The following is a 17,389-nucleotide window of genomic DNA, read 5'->3' on the forward strand; positions in this document are numbered from 1 at the left end:
CACCCGGCGCGCGGCGTGGGTGCATTGCAACCGTTGCGTCCGCGCATAACTGAAGGCAATAATGTTACCTGCAGGGGAGGCGGGAGGACACCATGACGGGCCAGCCCACGGGACAACGCAAGCACGTCGACCGCGTGCTTCAGTCGGTCGGATCGGGCCGCGCGGCGGCGCAGTCGCGTCTGGCCGCGTCGTGGCAGCGGTCCTTCGCCCGCTACGGCCTCGACCCAGCGCGCCGCGACGATCCGGGCGTGGTCGACGAAACCGGTCTGCGCCTGCGTCGCGAGGCGATGGACCGGTTCCTGCAAATCGCCGCGCCCAAGCTGGACCAGCTGTTCGGCCTGATCGGCCATTCCGGCTGCGGCGTGCTGCTGACCGACGCGGGCGGCATCGTGCTGGACCAGCGGTGCCGCGACGCCGATGCGGCGGTGTTCCGGTCGTGGGGCCTGATGCAGGGCGCCGACTGGAGCGAGGCCGCCGAGGGCACCAACGGCATCGGCACCTGCCTTGCCGAGATGCGCCAGCTGACCATCCACCGCGACGAACACTACATGGCGCGCAACATCGGCATGAGCTGCATGGACGCGCCGATCTACGGCCCCGACGGCACGGTGGTCGCGGCGCTCGACGTCAGCTCGGCCCGCGCTGACCAGACCGAGGCGTTCAACCGCCTGATCGAGGCGATGGTCGCCCAGACCGCCCGCCAGATCGAAACTGACACCTTCCGCGCCAGCTTCCCCGCCGCCCGCATCGTGGTGGCCGACAGCGACGACACAGGCGGCGCGGTGCTGCTGGCGGTCGATAGCGACGACATCATCGTCGGCGCCACCCGCGAAGCGCGGCGCTGTTTCGAACTGGAAACGGCGGGCCCGCTGACGCCGCGCCCCGCCTCGGACCTGTTGGGCCGCGAGGACGAGGCGACCGGCTTCGAACGCGCCGAACGCGCGGCGGTGAACCGGGCGCTGGCCCGGGCCGGCGGCAACGTGTCCGAGGCCGCCCGCGCGCTGGGCGTGGGCCGCGCCACACTGTACCGCCGGATGAAACGGCTGGGGATCGGCTGAAACCCGGCCGCGACTGTCTCAGTCCTGAGACAGTCGGACGCCGTCACCTGCCGCCCCGGTCTGCCGCGCGGGCCGGAACGGGTCCATTCTGCCTCTATCGCCTGCAGAGGAGCGGGCGCACAGGAGGAGATTTCCATGAACGAGATGACTCAGGTCCAGCAGACCTATGCGTCGCCTTTCAAAAGCCGCTACGACAACTTCATCGGCGGCAAGTTCGTCGCCCCCGTGAAGGGGCAGTATTTCGACAACGTCACCCCGATCACCGGCGCGAAGGTCTGCGAGATCGCCCGCTCGACCGCCGAGGACGTGGAACTGGCGCTGGACGCCGCCCATGCCGCCAAGGACGCGTGGGGCCGCACCCCCGCCGCCGAGCGCTCGAACATCCTGCTGAAGATCGCCGACCGGATCGAGCAGAACCTCGACCTGATCGCCACCGCCGAGACGTGGGACAACGGCAAGCCGATCCGCGAAACCACCGCCGCCGACATTCCGCTGTCGGTCGACCATTTCCGCTACTTCGCGGGTGTGCTGCGCGGGCAGGAAGGGTCGATGTCCGAGATCGACCACGACACCGTGGCCTATCACTTCCACGAACCGCTGGGCGTCGTCGGCCAGATCATCCCGTGGAACTTCTCGGTGCTGATGGCCGCGTGGAAACTCGCGCCCGCGCTGGCCGCTGGCAACTGCGTGGTCCTGAAGCCCGCCGAACAGACCCCCGCCGCCATCATGGTGCTGGTCGAATGCATCGCCGACCTGCTGCCCGACGGCGTGCTGAACATCGTCAACGGCATGGGCGCCGAGGTCGGCGGCCCGCTGGCCGAAAGCAACCGCATCGCCAAGATCGCCTTCACCGGCTCGACCGAGACCGGGCGCATCATCATGAAGGCCGCGACCAAGAACCTGATCCCCGTCACGCTGGAACTGGGCGGCAAAAGCCCGAACATCTTCTTCTCGGACGTGATGGCGCAGGACGACGCTTTCCTCGACAAGGCGGTCGAGGGCTTCGTGCTGTTCGCCTTCAACCAGGGCGAGGTCTGCACCTGCCCGTCGCGCGCGCTGATCCAGGAAGACATCTACGAGGAATTCATCGCCCGCTGCATCGAACGCGTGAAGGCCATCAAGCAGGGCGACCCGCGCGAGATGGCGACGATGGTCGGTGCTCAGGCCTCGGCCGAGCAGCAAAGCAAGATCATGTCCTACCTCACAATCGGGGTCGAGGAAGGCGCCGAGGTGCTGGTGGGCGGTGACGCCGCGCATTTCGACGGCGATCTGTCGAATGGCTATTACATCCAGCCGACGATCCTGAAGGGCCACAACAAGATGCGCGTCTTCCAGGAAGAGATCTTCGGCCCGGTGGTGTCCGTCACCACCTTCAAGGACGAGGCCGAGGCGCTCGCGATCGCGAACGACACGATGTACGGCCTCGGCGCCGGCGTCTGGACCCGCGACGGGACCCGCGCCTACCGCTTCGGCCGCGAGATAGAGGCGGGCCGCGTCTGGGTGAACAACTACCACGCCTATCCGGCGCACGCGGCCTTCGGCGGTTACAAGCAGTCCGGCATCGGGCGTGAAAACCACAAGATGATGCTCGACCACTACCAGCAGACCAAGAACATGCTGGTCAGCTACAACCCCAACAAGCTCGGCTTCTTCTGACCCGACGAAGCCGTTCAGGGCGCGCGGGCCCGTCTTCCTCCCCCTTTGGACCCGCACGTCCGCCCCACTGGCCCCCGCACCCGGCGGGGGCCATTTTCGTTTTCTGGGGCGCCCCCGGCATAGGGGACATTCCGCGCGACAAGGGCGCATCGGGATGGCAGGATGACGTTAGGGCATTTTGTGCGGGAGGACGGAATGGCAACCGGACGCGAACTCATCTCGAACGGCAACCCGATGGAAAGCGTCGTCGGGTTCAGCCGCGCGGTGCGGGTGGGCAACTTCATCGCCGTGGGCGGCACGGCCCCGGTCGATGCCGAGGGCAAGACTGTCGGGGTCGGAGACGTCTTCGAGCAGACCAAGCGATGCTTCGAGATCATCAAGGATGCGCTGGACCGGGCGGGGTCGGGGCTGGAGGACATCGTGCGGACGCGGGTGATCCTGACGGATATCGACAACTGGAAACAGGCGATCGAGGCGCGCAAGCTGTACTGCCGCGAGTCCCGCCCGGTCGATACGATCATGGCGATCAATCGCTTCGTGAACCCCGAATGGCTGGTCGAGATCGAAGTGGATGCCATCGTCCCCGACTGATGGCGGGGCGGACACACGCGACCGGCATCCGCGTCCCCGGACGTGCGGTCCGCGACGTCTTCTGTCTGCGGCAGCTTGCCGCGACCGTCCTGCGTGTGGACCCTAGTAATCATCAAAACATTCTACTATGTGAATGTGACTGGCGGGAGGAGCCGCCCCAAGCAGGAGAGTTGCCATGAACGTCAACGTCGGAACGCTGGATCGCATCATTCGCGCCGTATTGGGCGTGGTGCTTTTGTGGCTTGCCTTCTTCAGCGGAGTTCCCGCGATGGAAGCGGGCGCGCTAAAATGGATTGCCGCCGTGGTCGGTATCGTGATGTTGGTCGTCGCGGTCGTGCGGGTCTGTCCGATCTACTCGATCCTCGGCATTCGCACCTGCCGCGCCTGACCCGCGCGACCCCAGATTCAAACGCGCCGCTGGACAAGCGGCCCCGGAAATCCGCCTGTGAAAGGACCCGAAACATGACCGACTATCCCGTTGATATGTCCGTTAAACCCGAGATCGAAGCCTTCTTCGACGAGGATACGAACACCATCAGCTATATCGTGAAGGACCCGACCTCGGACGCCTGCGCGATCGTCGACAGCGTGATGGACATCGACTATGCCGCCGGCCGCATCACCTATGACCACGCCGACGCGCTGATCGCCCGTATCAAGGAGATGGGCTGCAAGCTGGAGTGGATCATCGAAACCCACGTCCATGCCGACCACCTGTCCGCCGCGCCCTACATTCAGGAAAAGCTGGGTGGCAAGATCGGCGTCGGGTCGAAGATCCTTGTCGTGCAGAACACCTTCGGCAAGGTCTTCAACGAAGGCACCGAGTTCCAGCGCGACGGCAGCCAGTTCGACGCGCTGTTCGAAGACGGCGACACCTACATGATCGGCAACATGCAGGCCGTGGCGATCTATACGCCGGGCCACACCCCCGCCTGCATGGTGCATGTCGTGGGCGACGCGGCCTTCGTGGGCGACACCCTGTTCATGCCCGACGGCGGCTCGGCCCGCGCCGACTTTCCCGGCGGCGATGCGGGGACGCTGTACGACTCGATCCAGAAGGTTCTGGCGCTGCCCGACGACATGCGTCTGTTCATGTGCCACGACTACGCCCCCGGCGGTCGCGAGATCCAGTGGGAGACCACGGTCGGCGAGGAAAAGGCGAACAACATCCACGTCGGACAGGGCAAGTCCCGCGAAGAGTTCATCAAGTTCCGCACCGAGCGCGACGCGCAGCTGGGAATGCCCCGCCTGATCATCCCGTCGCTGCAGGTGAACATGCGGGCGGGCGAGATCCCGACCGACAAGGACGGACGTCCGATGCTGAAGGTGCCGGTGAACGGCCTGTAAGCCCTTCGATCCAAAGGAGCGACAAGATGCGATCCACTCTGATTGCGGCGGCCGTCATGGCCGTCGCCGGCACCGCCGGACCCGTTGGCCCCGCTCTTGCGCAGGGCGAAGGCCCGGGCGTCCACTTCGTCGAGAACTGGGATCTCGACGGCGACGGCACCGTGACGCTGGCCGAGCTGGAAGAGCACCGCGCCGACGTCTTCTACATGTTCGACGAGAACGAAGACGGCATGCTTGCCGCCGCCGAGTACACCCTGTTCGACGAAACCCGCGCCGCCGACATGGCGAACAACGGTGGCGGTCACGGGCAGGGCAAGGGGCAAGGCGCCCTTCAGCGCGCGTCCGACGGCATGTCGCTGGCCTTCAACGATACCGACGGCGACGGCGCCGTGTCCGAGGCCGAGTTCATCGGCAAGTCGGGCGACTGGATGGAACTGCTCGACCGCAATGGCGACGGCGTCGTCACCACGGACGATTTCGGACGTCACTGACCGCTAACGGAGGAGAAGGCGGAGTCATGAATATCAGGAAACTCACCGACACGCTGTCGGTCGACGGCCAGATCGCCGCGTCCGACGTACAGGCCCTGAAGGACGCGGGCTTCCGCGCCATCATCTGCAACCGGCCCGACGGCGAGGGCGGCGACCAGCCGACCCACGAGGAAATCGCGCAAGCCGCGGCAGCGGCAGGGCTGGAGTTTCGCTATATTCCCGTCACCTCGGGCAAGGTCACCGACTCGGACGCCGCCGTCTTCGGCGCGGCGCTGGCGGAACTGCCGGGCCCGGTGTTCGCCTTCTGCCGGTCTGGGATGCGGTCGTCCACGCTGTGGGCGCTCAGCGAGGCGGGCCAGCGCCCGATGCCGGAAATCCTCGGGGCCGCCAAGGCCGCGGGCTATGACCTGAACGGCGTGGCCCGGCGCATCGCCAACGGCGGCCGGACCCCCACCGACACCGGCGACGCGTCGTTCGACGTCGTGATCGTCGGCGCGGGGGCTGGCGGCATCTCGGTCGCGTCCAGCCTGCGCGCCCGCAAGCCGGACCTGCAGATCGCGCTGATCGACCCGGCGGACATCCATTACTATCAACCCGGCTGGACGATGGTCGGCGGCGGCATCTTCGAGGCGCAGGACACCGCCAAGACGATGGGCAGCCTGATCCCGCGCGGGGTGCACTGGATCAAGGCCGCCGTCGCCGCGTTCGAACCCGAGAACAACGCCGTCGTGCTCGACGGCTGCCGCGTGGTGAAATACGGGCGCCTTGTCGTGACCCCGGGGCTAAAGCTGGACTGGGCCCGCGTCGAGGGGCTGGAGGAAACGCTGGGCCGCAATGGCGTGACGTCGAATTATCGTTACGATCTTGCGCCTTACATGTGGAAGCTTGTGCAGGACATGAAGGCCGGCACGGCGATCTTCACCCAGCCGCCAATGCCGATCAAATGCGCCGGCGCGCCGCAGAAGGCGATGTATCTGTCCGGCGACCACTGGTTCCGCACCGGCGTCCTGAAGAACATCGACATCCGGTTCAACAACGCGGGCGGCGTGTTGTTCGGGGTCAAGGACTACGTCCCCGCGCTGGAAGGCTACGTGCAGAAATACGGCGCCACGCTGAATTTCTTCCACAACCTAATCAGCGTCGATGGCCCGGCGAAGAAGGCGGTGTTCGAGGTCAAGAAACCCGACACCGACCCCACCACGGTCGAGATGGACTTTGACATGATGCACGTCTGCCCGCCGCAGACCGCCCCCGATTTCATCCGCGTGTCGCCGCTGGCGGATGCCGCCGGCTGGGTCGATGTCGACCAGTCCACCCTGCGCCACAAATCCTTCGACAACATCTGGAGCCTTGGCGACGTGATGAACGCCCCCAACGCCAAAACGGCGGCGGCGGCGCGCAAGCAGGCCCCGGTGGTCGCCGCGAACCTTGCCGCCGACATCGACGGGCGGTCCGCTGTGGCGCAATACGACGGCTACGGCTCGTGCCCGCTGACGGTGGAACGCGGCAAGATCGTTCTGGCTGAATTCGGCTATGGCGGCACGCTGCTGCCGAGCTTCCCGAAGTTCCTTGTCGACGGCACCCGCCCGACGCGGGCCGCATGGTTCCTGAAGGAACGGCTGCTGCCGCCGATCTACTGGAAAGCGATGCTGCGCGGAAAGGAATGGATGGCCCATCCCGAACCGTTGAAAGCGACCGTGAAATAAAAGACGATCCTGCCCGCCGCCGTCGCGCCGGGCAGGGCAACCCCGCAGGTCACAGCGCCACCGGCGCGGGCCAAAGACCGTTCAGGACACTCGATGCTTACTAGCCTTCGCCAGTATCTCCCCATCCTTTCGTGGGGCGCCCGCTATGACCGCAACGCGCTGTCGAACGACCTGATCGCGGCGGTGATCGTCACGATCATGCTGATCCCGCAGTCGCTTGCCTACGCATTGCTGGCCGGCTTGCCGCCCGAGGCGGGGATCTACGCGTCCATCGTCCCGATCATGCTGTATTCGGTGTTCGGCACCAGCCGCGCGCTGGCGGTCGGGCCGGTGGCGGTGGTGTCGCTGCTGACGGCCAGCGCCGTGGGGCAGGTGGCGGACGCGGGCACGGCGGGCTATGCCGTCGCCGCGCTGACGCTGGCGCTGCTGTCGGGCGTGTTCCTGCTGGTGCTGGGCCTGTTCCGGCTTGGCTTTCTTGCGAACTTCCTCAGCCACCCGGTGATCGCCGGGTTCATCACCGCCTCGGGCATCCTGATCGCGGCCAGCCAGCTGAAGCACATCCTTGGAATTCAGGCCAGCGGGCACACGCTGGTCGAGACGCTGATTTCGCTGGGCGAGCATATCGGCGACGTGAACGTCATCACGCTGGTGATCGGCGTGCTGGCGACCGGCTTTTTGTTCTGGGTCCGCAAGGGTCTGAAACCGCTGCTGCGCAAGGCCGGGCTGGGGCCGCGCATGGCCGATGTGCTGACCAAGGCGGGCCCCGTCGCCGCCGTCGTCGCAACCACGCTGGTGGCATGGGGCCTTGGCCTGCAAGACCGTGGCGTGTCCATCGTCGGCTCGGTCCCGCAAAGCCTGCCGCCGTTCACCATGCCGGGGCTGGGGCTGGACCTGATCCGGCAACTGGCGGTTCCGGCGGTGCTGATCTCGATCATCGGATTCGTGGAATCCGTGTCCGTCGCGCAGACGCTGGCCGCGAAAAAGCGCCAGCGCATCGACCCGAACCAGGAACTGATCGGCCTTGGCGCCGCGAACATCGGCGCTGCCTTCACCGGCGGCTACCCGGTCACCGGCGGCTTCGCCCGCTCGGTCGTGAACTTCGACGCAGGCGCCGAGACGCCCGCCGCCGGTGCCTTTACAGCCGTCGGCCTTGCCATCGCCGCCGTCGCCCTGACGCCGCTGGTCTATTACCTGCCCAACGCCACGCTGGCGGCCACCATCGTCGTGGCCGTCCTTAGCCTTGTGGACGTTTCGATCCTTAAGAAGACGTGGCGCTATTCCCGGTCGGATTTCGCGGCGGTCGCGGCGACCATCGTGCTGACGCTGGTGCTGGGGGTCGAGATCGGCGTCGCGTCCGGCGTGATCCTGTCGATCGTCCTGCATCTGTACAAGACGTCGCAACCGCACGTGGCCGAGGTCGGGCTTGTGCCGGGCACCCAGCATTTCCGGAACGTGAACCGCCACGAGGTGCACACCGACCCGACGCTGCTGACGCTGCGGCCCGACGAAAGCCTGTATTTCGTCAACGCCCGCTTCCTAGAGGACCTGATCACCGACCGCATCGCGCGCGACGCGCAGGTGAAGAACGTCGTCCTGATGTGCTCGGCGATGAACGACATCGACTACTCGGCGCTGGAAAGCCTAGAGGCTCTGAACGAACGGCTAAAGGAACTGGGCATCGGCCTGCACCTGTCCGAGGTGAAAGGCCCGGTGATGGACAAGCTGAAAGGCACCCACTTCCCGGACGAGATGAACGGCCGCGTGTTCCTTGCGCAGTACGATGCGTGGCGCGCCCTGACCGACGACAGCACGGTCCGCGCCGCCGAGTAACGCCCCGGCGCAGGGGCGGCAGGTCAGAAGCTGGGATAGTCGCTGCCGTTGAAGGTCAGCACCGCGTCCCGGCCGCAGACAAGGTCGCTCATCCCGCCGGTGCGGCTGTCCAGCACCCCGATCCGTTCGCAGCCCTTGTGGATCTCGACCACGCCGCCGCCGTCCAGCCGGACCTCGCAGAGCAGCGCGCCCCAGCGGTCCCACCAGCCGCAGGACACGACGTCGGACCGCCCGTCGCCGTTGATGTCGTGGCTCATTTGCAGGGTTCCGGTCTTCGGCGTGCCGGTGCGGTCGAAGTCGCCCGCCTTCAACTCGACCAGGGCGGGGATATGCGCGTCGCTGACCGCCTGTTCGACCAGTTGCAAGGCCCCATCGCGATAGGCGAAGACCGAGAGCGTCACCTCGTCCGAGCTAAGCCCGACGCCCGAAACCACGCTTTCAACCCGCAGGCGCGGCTCTGGGCCGGTGTCGATCAGGTCGGGCGTGCCCCATGTCCAGAAGTCGTCATGCGTCGCGTTCGAGAAGATGCCGTTGCCGCGATAACTGAGCACCGCGAAGGTGGTGGGGCAGCAGTTGCCGCCACCGGTCCATCCGTGCACCAGCTCGGCAAAGCCGTCGCCATCAAGATCGGCTGTCAGGGCGATGCTGGACAGGCCCGACGCAGGAACGAAGGCGACATACTCGCGCCCGTCCACCGTGGCGAGGATTCGCTGCGCGGACAGGTCGCCGTCGATCCGGTACGTCACCTCGTGCGGCTCGACCGGCTGCGGCACGATCAGGGGCAGCGGCGCGGGCGTTTCGGGCGCGGGCGAGGGGGCGACACCGGCGGCAGGGCCCTTGGGGGCGGCGGTGTCCTGTGCGCTGGCGGTCAGCGGCGACAGGACCGCACCCAGCACAAGAACAAGGCGGCACAGACGGGCAAGCGGCAGACGGGTCATGGATCCTCGGCAGGCTGAACTGACGCTGCGTAGGCTAGGTCGAGTGGTGCGGGTTTGAAAGGGCGCATCCCGGAAGCAGGATCTTCTAGAAGATCCTGCCTGTCAGAATTTTCCAGAAAATTCTGCGCGCGCCCCCTCAACCGGCGCGTGCCGCCGCGAAGGCCGCGAACCAGTCGAGCGCGCCGGGGTTCTTCGTTGCGTCCCGGCTGGCGACCGTCTCTGGCGGGTCGCCCAGCAACAGCTTGCGCACCGGGACCTCCATCTTCTTGCCGGTCAGCGTCGCGGGGATCTCGGGGGCTTCGACCACCTCGTCCGGGACGTGGCGGGGGCTGCGTTCCGACCGCAGGCGGCGGGCGATGGCCGCTTTCAGGTCGTCGGTCAGGCTGTGCCCCTCGGCCATCTGGACGAACAACGGCATGTAATAACCGCCGCCCGGTTCCTCGATACAGACGATCAGGCTGTCGGTGATCTCGGGGAAGGTTTCCATCGTCCGGTAGATCTCGGCCGACCCGATGCGGACGCCGAAGCGGTTCAGCGTGGCGTCGGAGCGGCCCAGAACGAAGGCGCCGCCGTGGGCGTTGAACTTCACCCGGTCGCCGTGGCGCCAGACGCCGGGGTAGGTGTCGAAGTAGCTGTCGGTGTAGCGGGCGAACTCCGTGTCGCCCCAGAAAAACAGCGGCATAGACGGCATCGGCGTCTCGATCACCAGCTCGCCCACCGCGTCGGTGACCGGCTGCCCGTCCTCGGAATAGGCGCGGGCGGCGGTGCCAAGGCCGGGGGCCTGAATCTCGCCCGCGCGGGTGGGCAGCAGCGGCGATCCGGCAAGGATGCCGGAACAGAACTCTGTGCCGCCGGATTGCGAACTGGCCCAGATGTCGGACCCGATTGCCGCGTAGGCCCATGCGAAGGTTTCCGGCGTGGACGGAGACCCCACCAGCATCACCGATTGCAGCGCCGACAGGTCGAAGTCGCGGCCCGGCACGATGCCCTGCTGGCGCACCATCTGGATATAGGTCGGGCTGACGCCCATCACCGTGGCCTTCGTGTCCGCCGCGATACCCCACAGCAGTTTCGCATCCGGGTAGGCGGGGTGCCCGTCGTACAGCACCGCGCGGCCGTTCATCAGCGGCCCCCACATCAGCGTGTTCCAGACCATCCAGCCGGTGGTCGAATAGAAGAACAGCGCGCCGCCTGCGCCCAGCTCGAAGTGGAAGGCGGCCGATTTGTAGTGTTCCAGCACGATGCCGTGGTGGCCCTGCACGATGGGTTTCGGCAGGCCGGTGGTGCCGGACGAGAACAGCACCCACAGCGGATGATCCGACGGCACGCGTTCATAGGCGAAGCCTTCGCGCGGCACATCGGGGCGGTTTAAGATCGCCTGCCAAGTAATTGTTTCGCGCGCGAAACATTCTGACGCAGCGTCAAGGTGTCCGACGGATACGACCTGCTCGACCGTGGGCAGCGCGCCAAGGATGCGCGACAGGTCCGCGCCGCGGTCGTGGTCCTTGCCGCCATAGCGATAGCCGTCGACGACAAAGATCAGTTTCGGCTCGATCTGGCTGAAGCGGTCGATCACGGTCTGCGCGCCGAACTCGGGCGCGGCCGAGGACCACGTCGCCCCGATGGCGGTGGTGGCCAGCATGGCGATCACCGCCTCGGGGATGTTCGGCATATAGGCCACCACACGGTCGCCGGGGCCGATCCCCATCTCGCGCAGGGCGGTGGCCAGCTTGCGCACGGACGCGCCGACCTCGGCCCAGCTGACGGTGGCCTGCGGTCGAAGCTCGCTGGAATGGTGCAGCATCGGGCGGTTCGGGTCGCCGGTGGTTTCGTGCCGCAGGACATGTTCGGCATAATTCAGGCGGGTGCCGGTGAACCAGCGGGTGCGCGGCATCGGGTCGGCGGTCATCACCGCGTCGATCTCTCCATCGTGGAGGATCTCGAAATAGTCCCAGATGGATAGCCAGAACGCCGCCGGGTCATCCACCGACCACTGCCACAGGTCCCAGTACCCTTCGAAGCGGTGGCCCCGGTCCGCAAGCCACGCCATGTAGCGGGTGATGTTCGAACCGGCCAGCCGATCGCTGCCGGCCTGCCAGAGGATGTCGCCCTCGGCGACCGGCGGGGTCTGTATGTCTGTCATTCGGGCAGCTTAGGGAACCACGGCTGGGCGGCAAGGCCCGTCAGGTCGTCCAGAACCACATGGGCGCGCATGTCTTCGGGAACGCCGTTAAAGGCGTCCCGGTCGGCGATGCCGGTCGTGACGCCGACGCAGAAGGCACCGGCCTTGCGGCCCATGCGGATTTCGAGCGTCGGGTCGTCACCGATCACCGCCATGTCCGACGGCCGCGCGCCGGTCAGGTCGGTCACGATTTGTAGCCCAGCGGTTTCCGGTTTGCCGAACACCGTGACCTTGGTGTCGGTCGCGTTCTCCAGCGCGGCGGCGATGGCGCCCGAGATGCCCAGCATCCGGCCCTTGGACGAGGCGAAGTAGGGCGCGACAGAGCCCGCGAAGGGCGGTGCGCCGTCCCAGACCGCCTGCACGACAGCCTCAAGCGCGGTGGCGCCGAAGTCGCGGGTATAGCCCAGCAGCACCGCATCCACGGGGCCCGCGTCGGGCGTGGGCTCGACCACCTCGATCCCGGCGTCGCGGACCGGCACGCGGGTGCCGTCGCCGCCCATGACCATGATCCGGCGATACCCCATCCGCGCCAGCGCCTGCGCGGCGACGGCGGCGGGGGTCAGGACATGGCCCGCGTCGATCACGATCCCGGCGTCGGCAAGCAGCGGATAGTAATGGGCGGGCGGGAAGAAGGTGCCGTTGGTATAGGCGACCACCTTGATCCCGGCGGCCCGGCAGGCGGCCAGCGCATCCACCGCGCCGGGCAGGGCGGTGAAGATGCCGGCCTCTTTGTTCATCAGGGCAAGGGTGCCGTCGATGTCGAACACCGCCGTGCGGATCGTCGGGGTCATGGTGCGGTCGGTCTCCTGCGGGCGTGCGTGCGCGGTGCCACAGGGTCAAGCCCGAGGCGTGCGCGGGGTCAAGCCCCCGGTGTTATGGTTGGGCGCCTTGGTCCGGTCTCATGGCGGCGAGATTCGCGCAGCAGCGCGCAGGCCGGGTAGGGAGGGTCTCCTGGCCTGCGCGACCCGTCCGGGGCCCGGCATGGCATCCCGGGCGGGCTTTTCGGCAGTCAGGCGTTCGTCGATGGCATGGCCGCCGAGGCTGATATCCCCCTGCGGGGGCAGGAGGAGAGCGCCCTTGGCGATAAAGATCCGCCGAGCGGTCGGATTGCGCCCGGCGGTCGTGGTCTTCACCGGGTGGTCCGCCCGGATGCGGGCGTTCATATTCCGAAATTAGAACGTTTAACGCCCTGCGTCGACACTCAATTCGACCGTTCCAAACGATATGTGACAACCTGTGGCCCGGATTCAACCGAAGCGGTCGCGCGTCAGTCGTCGCGCGGGACGCTGGAGCGGACCGGGAAGGGCGGCAGCCACGGCTCGCGCCGCACGGTCCAAAGCTCGTAATCGGGGGTGAAGACGCCGGGGTCGTCCAGCGTGCCCAGATGGACTTCGATGTCGCCGTCGCTTTCGGCATAGACCGACGATCCGCAGCGGGGGCAGAAATGCCGGCCCTTGTAGGACCGCGTTTCGCCGGTGACCGTGACCGCCGCAGGCCGGTAGATCGCCGCCGCGTAGAACAGCGCGCCGTGGTGCTTGCGGCAGTCAAGACAGTGGCACAGGCCGACCCTGTCCGGATCGCCGGTGGCCACGATCCTTACGTCGCCGCACAGGCAACCGCCGTGGTGCTGGTTCATGTGCTGTCCTCCGGGATCGCGTTGTCCGCAGTCTAGGGCAGCGGACCCGTGCGCCACAACGTGACCTTGATGCCGCCCAGCGGGACCGGCGGGCCGGGGCGGTCGAAAGGAAGGCCGGTGGCCTTGGCCAGCCCGCCTTCGCTGGTGACAAGGCCGACGCGCCAGCCGCTGAACCGTTCGGTCAGCACCTTGCCCAGCGTGCCGTACAGGCCGTGCAGCATCCCCTTGTTGCCGATCCGCGCGCCGTAGGGCGGGTTCACGATCAGCAGGCCCGGCGGCCCGTCGGGCGGGGTCAGGTCGCTGACCGACTGGCAGGCGAAGGAGGTGAAGGCGTCGACCCCGGAACGGGCGGCGTTCGCGTCGCTCATGCGGATCGCGCCCTGATCGCGGTCATAGCCGTAAAACACCGGGGCGGGGGCGGCGTGGGGTTGGCCCGCGCGCATCCGCGCCCAAGCGTCGGGGGCGAAGCTTGCAAGATCCTCGAAGGCGAAGCGCCGGGTACGGCCCGGCATCAGCCCGGCGGCGATCTCGGCGGCTTCGATCACGAAGGTGCCCGAGCCGCACATCGGGTCGACCACCGGCTCGCGCCCGTCATAGCCGCACTGGCGCAGGAAGGCCGCGGCGAGGTTTTCGCGCATCGGGGCCTTGTTCACCGCCTCCTTGTGACCGCGCCGGTGCAACGGTTCGCCCGAGGTGTCCAGCGACACGGTGACAAGGTTGTCCTCGATCCGCACCTTCACCGACACGGCGGCTTCTGCGGCCTCTTGCACCACCGGGGCGCCCAGCGTCTCGGCGATGGCGGTTTCGATCCGTTGGGTGGCGGCGCCCGCGTGGTAGATCTTGTTCTTGCGGCTGGTCGCGGTCTCGACCCGCACCGGGACGTCCGCGCGCAGCACGTCGGCCCACGGGAATTTGCGTGCGCGCTTGTCCAGCTGGGCAAGGTGGAAGGCGCGGAAGGCGCCCACGCGCACCAGCACGCGGGCGGCACAGCGCAGGGTCAGGTTGGCGCGCCAGACCTCGGGCCAGCCGCCCTGTGTCTCGACCCCGCCCGGCACCGCGCGCGGCGCGGCGAAACCGGCGGCGCGGGCCTCGTCGGCCAGCACCTGTTCCAGCCCCGGCGGGCAGGCGAGGAAGATGTCGAGCGGGGTGTCGGTCACTCCGCGCCGCGCGACAGCGCCGCGACGCCGGTCCGGGCCATCTCGTTCAGGCCCAGCGGGCGCATCAGTTCGGCGAAGGCGTCGACCTTCTGCGGCGTGCCGGTGATCTCGAACACGAAGCTTTCCAGCGTCGAGTCGACCACGTTGGCGCGGAAAATCTCGGCCAGTCGCAGCGCCTCGATCCGGTTGTTGCCGGTGCCCGCGACCTTGAACAGCGCCAGTTCGCGTTCGACCGCCATGCCCTCGACCGTCAGGTCGTGCACTTCGTACACCGGCACGATGCGGCCCAGCTGCGCCTTGATCTGTTCGATCACCTCGGGCGTGCCGGTGGTGACGATGGTGATCCGGCTGAGGTGGCCTTCGTGGTCGGTCTCGGCCACGGTGAGGCTTTCGATGTTATAGCCGCGGCCCGAGAACAGGCCGATGACGCGGGCAAGGACGCCCGCTTCGTTCGCCACGAGCACCGAGAGCGTGTGCCGCTCTTCGGCTTGCGCGTGGGGGTCCTTGAGATCGTAGGCCGAGTGCTTCGACAGGCCCTTTTTGAGTTTCAGTGCCGACATGTCCGCTTCACTTCTTCTATTCGTTCAAACCGGGTGGATGCGCGGGGGCTGGCCCCCGCGCGGGATCACACCAGCACCGCGCCGCCGGCTTCGATGGCGCCTTGGGTCTGCGCGTTCTCGCCCAGGATCATCTCGTTGTGGGGCTTGCCCGACGGGATCATCGGGAAGCAGTTCTCGTGCTTCTCGACGAGGCAGTCGAAGATCACCGGGCCGTCGTGGTTGATCATTTCCATGATCGCATCGTCCAGATCGGCGGGGTCCGAGATCATGATGCCCTTGGCGCCGAACGCCTCGGCCAGCTTCACGAAATCGGGCAGGCTTTCCGACCACGAATGCGAATAGCGTTCGCCGTGCAGCAGTTCCTGCCACTGGCGGACCATGCCCAGACGCTCGTTGTTGAGGATGAACTGCTTGACCGGCAGGCGGTACTGAACCGCGGTGCCCATTTCCTGCATGTTCATCAGCCACGACGCTTCGCCCGCGACGTTGATCACCAGCGCGTCCGGGTGCGCGACCTGCACGCCGATCGAAGCCGGGAAGCCGTAGCCCATCGTGCCCAAGCCGCCCGAGGTCATCCAGTGGTTTGGATCCTCGAAGTTCAGGTATTGCGCGGCCCACATCTGGTGCTGGCCGACCTCGGTGGTGATGAACCGCTGCGGGTGGTCCTTGGTCAGTTCCTCCAGCCGCTTCAGCGCGTGCTGCGGCTTGATCGTCTTCTCGCTGCTGGTGAAGGCGAGGCAGTCGATCTTCCGCCACTCGTTGATCTTGTGCCACCACTGCTGCACCGCGTCGGCGCGGGTTTTCGAGCCGCGCGACTTCCACAGGGCCAGCGCGTCTTCCAGCACCGAGGCGACGTCACCGATGATCGGCACGTCGACGTGGATGACCTTGTTGATCGACGAGGGGTCGATGTCGATGTGGACCTTCTGCGACTTGGGGCTGAAGTCCTGCACGCGGCCGGTGATCCGGTCGTCGAACCGGGCGCCGACGTTGATCATCAGGTCGCAGCCGTGCATCGCGAGGTTCGCCTCGTACAGGCCGTGCATCCCCAGCATCCCCAGCCAGCCTTTGCCCGACGCCGGGTAGGCGCCCAGACCCATCAGGGTCGAGGTGATGGGAAAGCCGGTGCCGTCGACCAGTTCGCGCAGCAGCATGCTGGCCTTCGGGCCCGAGTTGATGACGCCGCCGCCGGTGTAGAACACCGGGCGCTCGGACTGTTCGATCAGCTCGACAAGCGTTTCGATCGCCTCGGCGTTGCCCTTGGTCTTGGGGCTGTAGTGCGAGGTGCGCGCCTGCTTGGGTTCGGTATAGGTGCCGTTGGCGAACTGGACGTCCTTCGGAATGTCGATCAGCACCGGGCCGGGACGGCCGGTGGTGGCGACGTGGAACGCCTCGTGGATGGTGCCCGACAGCTTGTCGGTGTCCTTCACCAGCCAGTTGTGCTTGGTGCAGGGGCGGGTGATGCCGACGGTGTCGGCCTCTTGGAAGCCGTCGGTGCCGATCATGAAGGTCGGGACCTGACCGGTCAGCACGACCAGCGGGATCGAGTCCAGCAGGGCATCCGTCAGGCCGGTGACCGCGTTGGTCGCGCCGGGGCCCGAGGTGACCAGAACGACGCCGGGCTTGCCGGTCGAGCGGGCATAGCCTTCGGCCGCGTGGACCGCGCCCTGTTCGTGGCGAACCAGATAGTGGCGAATGTCGTTTTGCAGGAAGATCTCGTCATAGATCGGTAGCACGGCGCCGCCGGGATAGCCGAATACCGTGTCCACACCCTGATCCTTCAGGGCCTGAACCACCATTTTCGCTCCGCTCATCTGACGTGTCATCGTGCTGTTTCCTTGGTTACGTCATCGCTGCTTGGGTTCGGACATGAAAAAGCCCCCGGCGTTCTGTCGGGGGCGCATGGGGACCTGATAGGGTTACCGGCGATTACCGGCCCATGCGCCTTTCTCCTACGAGTACAAGAATACGGTCCACGGACCTGCTCCTTCATGTGCGTGGGCGGACATTATTGAGGGGCGTTCCGGGCGTCAACCGCCGAAAGGGCACTTTTTGGAGAAAGTTTCCGCACGACGCCCCGCCGCGAAAGATTATTACAACGTCGCGAATCTCTTTGGATGCATGACGAAAGCATGTTTTTATTTCGTTCACTGGTTAATGAATGAAACAATGTTGCGGGCGCGCTGGAACGGTCCGAGGCGCGCGATGCGTGTATGTCCCTGCGTCATTTCTTCGGT

16 protein-coding genes are annotated in these 17,389 nt (G+C 66.7%); 8 read left to right on the forward strand and 8 right to left on the reverse strand.

Translation table 11 applies throughout. The features are described from left to right. The first annotated feature begins 92 nt into the window (after positions 1-92). From P1K30_RS00320 to P1K30_RS00355, 8 genes are all read left to right on the forward strand, one after another. Positions 93-1,058, forward strand: a complete 966-nt coding sequence (locus P1K30_RS00320; RefSeq protein WP_275630678.1) for a helix-turn-helix domain-containing protein — start codon at positions 93-95, stop codon at positions 1,056-1,058. Between the two features lie 135 nt (positions 1,059-1,193). Further along, positions 1,194-2,714 carry an aldehyde dehydrogenase gene (gene adh, locus P1K30_RS00325; RefSeq protein WP_275630679.1) on the forward strand — a complete coding sequence of 507 codons (1,521 nt, stop codon included), beginning with the start codon at positions 1,194-1,196 and terminating at the stop codon, positions 2,712-2,714. Between the two features lie 195 nt (positions 2,715-2,909). Further along, complete coding sequence (locus tag P1K30_RS00330; RefSeq protein WP_275630680.1) at positions 2,910-3,305, forward strand: RidA family protein; 396 nt, start codon at positions 2,910-2,912, stop codon at positions 3,303-3,305. A gap of 175 nt (positions 3,306-3,480) precedes the next feature. Next, positions 3,481-3,693: a YgaP family membrane protein gene (locus tag P1K30_RS00335; RefSeq protein WP_275630681.1), complete on the forward strand. Its 213-nt coding sequence runs from the start codon at positions 3,481-3,483 to the stop codon at positions 3,691-3,693. Positions 3,694-3,767: 74 nt separating this feature from the next. Then, the gene (locus P1K30_RS00340; protein ID WP_275630682.1) at positions 3,768-4,652 is read left to right on the forward strand and encodes an MBL fold metallo-hydrolase; all 885 of its coding nucleotides are present in this window, start codon (positions 3,768-3,770) and stop codon (positions 4,650-4,652) included. Positions 4,653-4,678: 26 nt separating this feature from the next. Beyond that, the gene (locus tag P1K30_RS00345) at positions 4,679-5,143 is read left to right on the forward strand and encodes an EF-hand domain-containing protein (RefSeq protein ID WP_275630683.1); all 465 of its coding nucleotides are present in this window, start codon (positions 4,679-4,681) and stop codon (positions 5,141-5,143) included. Positions 5,144-5,169: 26 nt separating this feature from the next. Further along, positions 5,170-6,849, forward strand: a complete 1,680-nt coding sequence (locus tag P1K30_RS00350; protein ID WP_275630684.1) for a bifunctional protein tyrosine phosphatase family protein/NAD(P)/FAD-dependent oxidoreductase — start codon at positions 5,170-5,172, stop codon at positions 6,847-6,849. Positions 6,850-6,942: 93 nt separating this feature from the next. Continuing rightward, positions 6,943-8,679, forward strand: a complete 1,737-nt coding sequence (locus P1K30_RS00355) for a SulP family inorganic anion transporter (protein WP_275630685.1) — start codon at positions 6,943-6,945, stop codon at positions 8,677-8,679. Between the two features lie 23 nt (positions 8,680-8,702). Here P1K30_RS00355 and P1K30_RS00360 read toward each other — a convergent pair whose 3' ends face one another. The 8 genes from P1K30_RS00360 to P1K30_RS00395 form a co-directional block, all read right to left on the reverse strand. Continuing rightward, positions 8,703-9,617 (reverse strand): hypothetical protein, encoded by a 915-nt coding sequence (locus tag P1K30_RS00360; RefSeq protein ID WP_275630686.1) that lies wholly within the window; start codon positions 9,615-9,617, stop codon positions 8,703-8,705. A 136-nt stretch (positions 9,618-9,753) separates the two neighbouring features. Next, complete coding sequence (locus P1K30_RS00365) at positions 9,754-11,760, reverse strand: acetoacetate--CoA ligase (RefSeq protein WP_275630687.1); 2,007 nt, start codon at positions 11,758-11,760, stop codon at positions 9,754-9,756. After that, a complete protein-coding gene (locus P1K30_RS00370) occupies positions 11,757-12,590 on the reverse strand; it encodes an HAD-IIA family hydrolase (RefSeq protein WP_275630688.1) in 834 nt (277 codons plus the stop codon). Before P1K30_RS00370 ends, P1K30_RS00365 begins: the two co-directional genes overlap by 4 nt. A 108-nt stretch (positions 12,591-12,698) precedes the next feature. Next, positions 12,699-12,962 (reverse strand): hypothetical protein, encoded by a 264-nt coding sequence (locus tag P1K30_RS00375; protein WP_275630689.1) that lies wholly within the window; start codon positions 12,960-12,962, stop codon positions 12,699-12,701. Positions 12,963-13,066: 104 nt separating this feature from the next. Continuing rightward, positions 13,067-13,435, reverse strand: coding sequence for a GFA family protein (locus tag P1K30_RS00380; protein ID WP_275630690.1), 369 nt, complete (start codon positions 13,433-13,435; stop codon positions 13,067-13,069). 32 nt (positions 13,436-13,467) lie between these two features. Continuing rightward, positions 13,468-14,592, reverse strand: coding sequence for a THUMP domain-containing class I SAM-dependent RNA methyltransferase (locus P1K30_RS00385; RefSeq protein ID WP_275630691.1), 1,125 nt, complete (start codon positions 14,590-14,592; stop codon positions 13,468-13,470). Continuing rightward, positions 14,589-15,152, reverse strand: coding sequence for an acetolactate synthase small subunit (gene ilvN, locus P1K30_RS00390; protein ID WP_275630692.1), 564 nt, complete (start codon positions 15,150-15,152; stop codon positions 14,589-14,591). Before ilvN ends, P1K30_RS00385 begins: the two co-directional genes overlap by 4 nt. Positions 15,153-15,217: 65 nt before the next feature. Beyond that, on the reverse strand, positions 15,218-16,978 hold the full coding sequence (locus P1K30_RS00395) for an acetolactate synthase 3 large subunit (RefSeq protein ID WP_275630693.1): 1,761 nt from the start codon (positions 16,976-16,978) through the stop codon (positions 15,218-15,220). Positions 16,979-17,389 lie beyond the last annotated feature (411 nt).

The organism is Psychromarinibacter halotolerans, assembly GCF_029168315.1.
GTDB lineage: Bacteria > Pseudomonadota > Alphaproteobacteria > Rhodobacterales > Rhodobacteraceae > Psychromarinibacter > Psychromarinibacter halotolerans.

Coding starts and splice junctions, on each gene's coding strand:
- P1K30_RS00395 (WP_275630693.1), bottom strand. CDS start 16,978: ATGACACGTCAGATGAGCGGAGCGAAAATGGTGGTTCAGGCCCTGAAG.
- P1K30_RS00340 (WP_275630682.1), top strand. CDS start 3,768: ATGACCGACTATCCCGTTGATATGTCCGTTAAACCCGAGATCGAAGCC.
- P1K30_RS00335 (WP_275630681.1), top strand. CDS start 3,481: ATGAACGTCAACGTCGGAACGCTGGATCGCATCATTCGCGCCGTATTG.
- P1K30_RS00360 (WP_275630686.1), bottom strand. CDS start 9,617: ATGACCCGTCTGCCGCTTGCCCGTCTGTGCCGCCTTGTTCTTGTGCTG.
- P1K30_RS00345 (WP_275630683.1), top strand. CDS start 4,679: ATGCGATCCACTCTGATTGCGGCGGCCGTCATGGCCGTCGCCGGCACC.
- P1K30_RS00375 (WP_275630689.1), bottom strand. CDS start 12,962: ATGAACGCCCGCATCCGGGCGGACCACCCGGTGAAGACCACGACCGCC.
- P1K30_RS00330 (WP_275630680.1), top strand. CDS start 2,910: ATGGCAACCGGACGCGAACTCATCTCGAACGGCAACCCGATGGAAAGC.
- P1K30_RS00355 (WP_275630685.1), top strand. CDS start 6,943: ATGCTTACTAGCCTTCGCCAGTATCTCCCCATCCTTTCGTGGGGCGCC.
- ilvN (WP_275630692.1), bottom strand. CDS start 15,152: ATGTCGGCACTGAAACTCAAAAAGGGCCTGTCGAAGCACTCGGCCTAC.
- P1K30_RS00320 (WP_275630678.1), top strand. CDS start 93: ATGACGGGCCAGCCCACGGGACAACGCAAGCACGTCGACCGCGTGCTT.
- P1K30_RS00365 (WP_275630687.1), bottom strand. CDS start 11,760: ATGACAGACATACAGACCCCGCCGGTCGCCGAGGGCGACATCCTCTGG.
- P1K30_RS00380 (WP_275630690.1), bottom strand. CDS start 13,435: ATGAACCAGCACCACGGCGGTTGCCTGTGCGGCGACGTAAGGATCGTG.
- adh (WP_275630679.1), top strand. CDS start 1,194: ATGAACGAGATGACTCAGGTCCAGCAGACCTATGCGTCGCCTTTCAAA.
- P1K30_RS00370 (WP_275630688.1), bottom strand. CDS start 12,590: ATGACCCCGACGATCCGCACGGCGGTGTTCGACATCGACGGCACCCTT.
- P1K30_RS00350 (WP_275630684.1), top strand. CDS start 5,170: ATGAATATCAGGAAACTCACCGACACGCTGTCGGTCGACGGCCAGATC.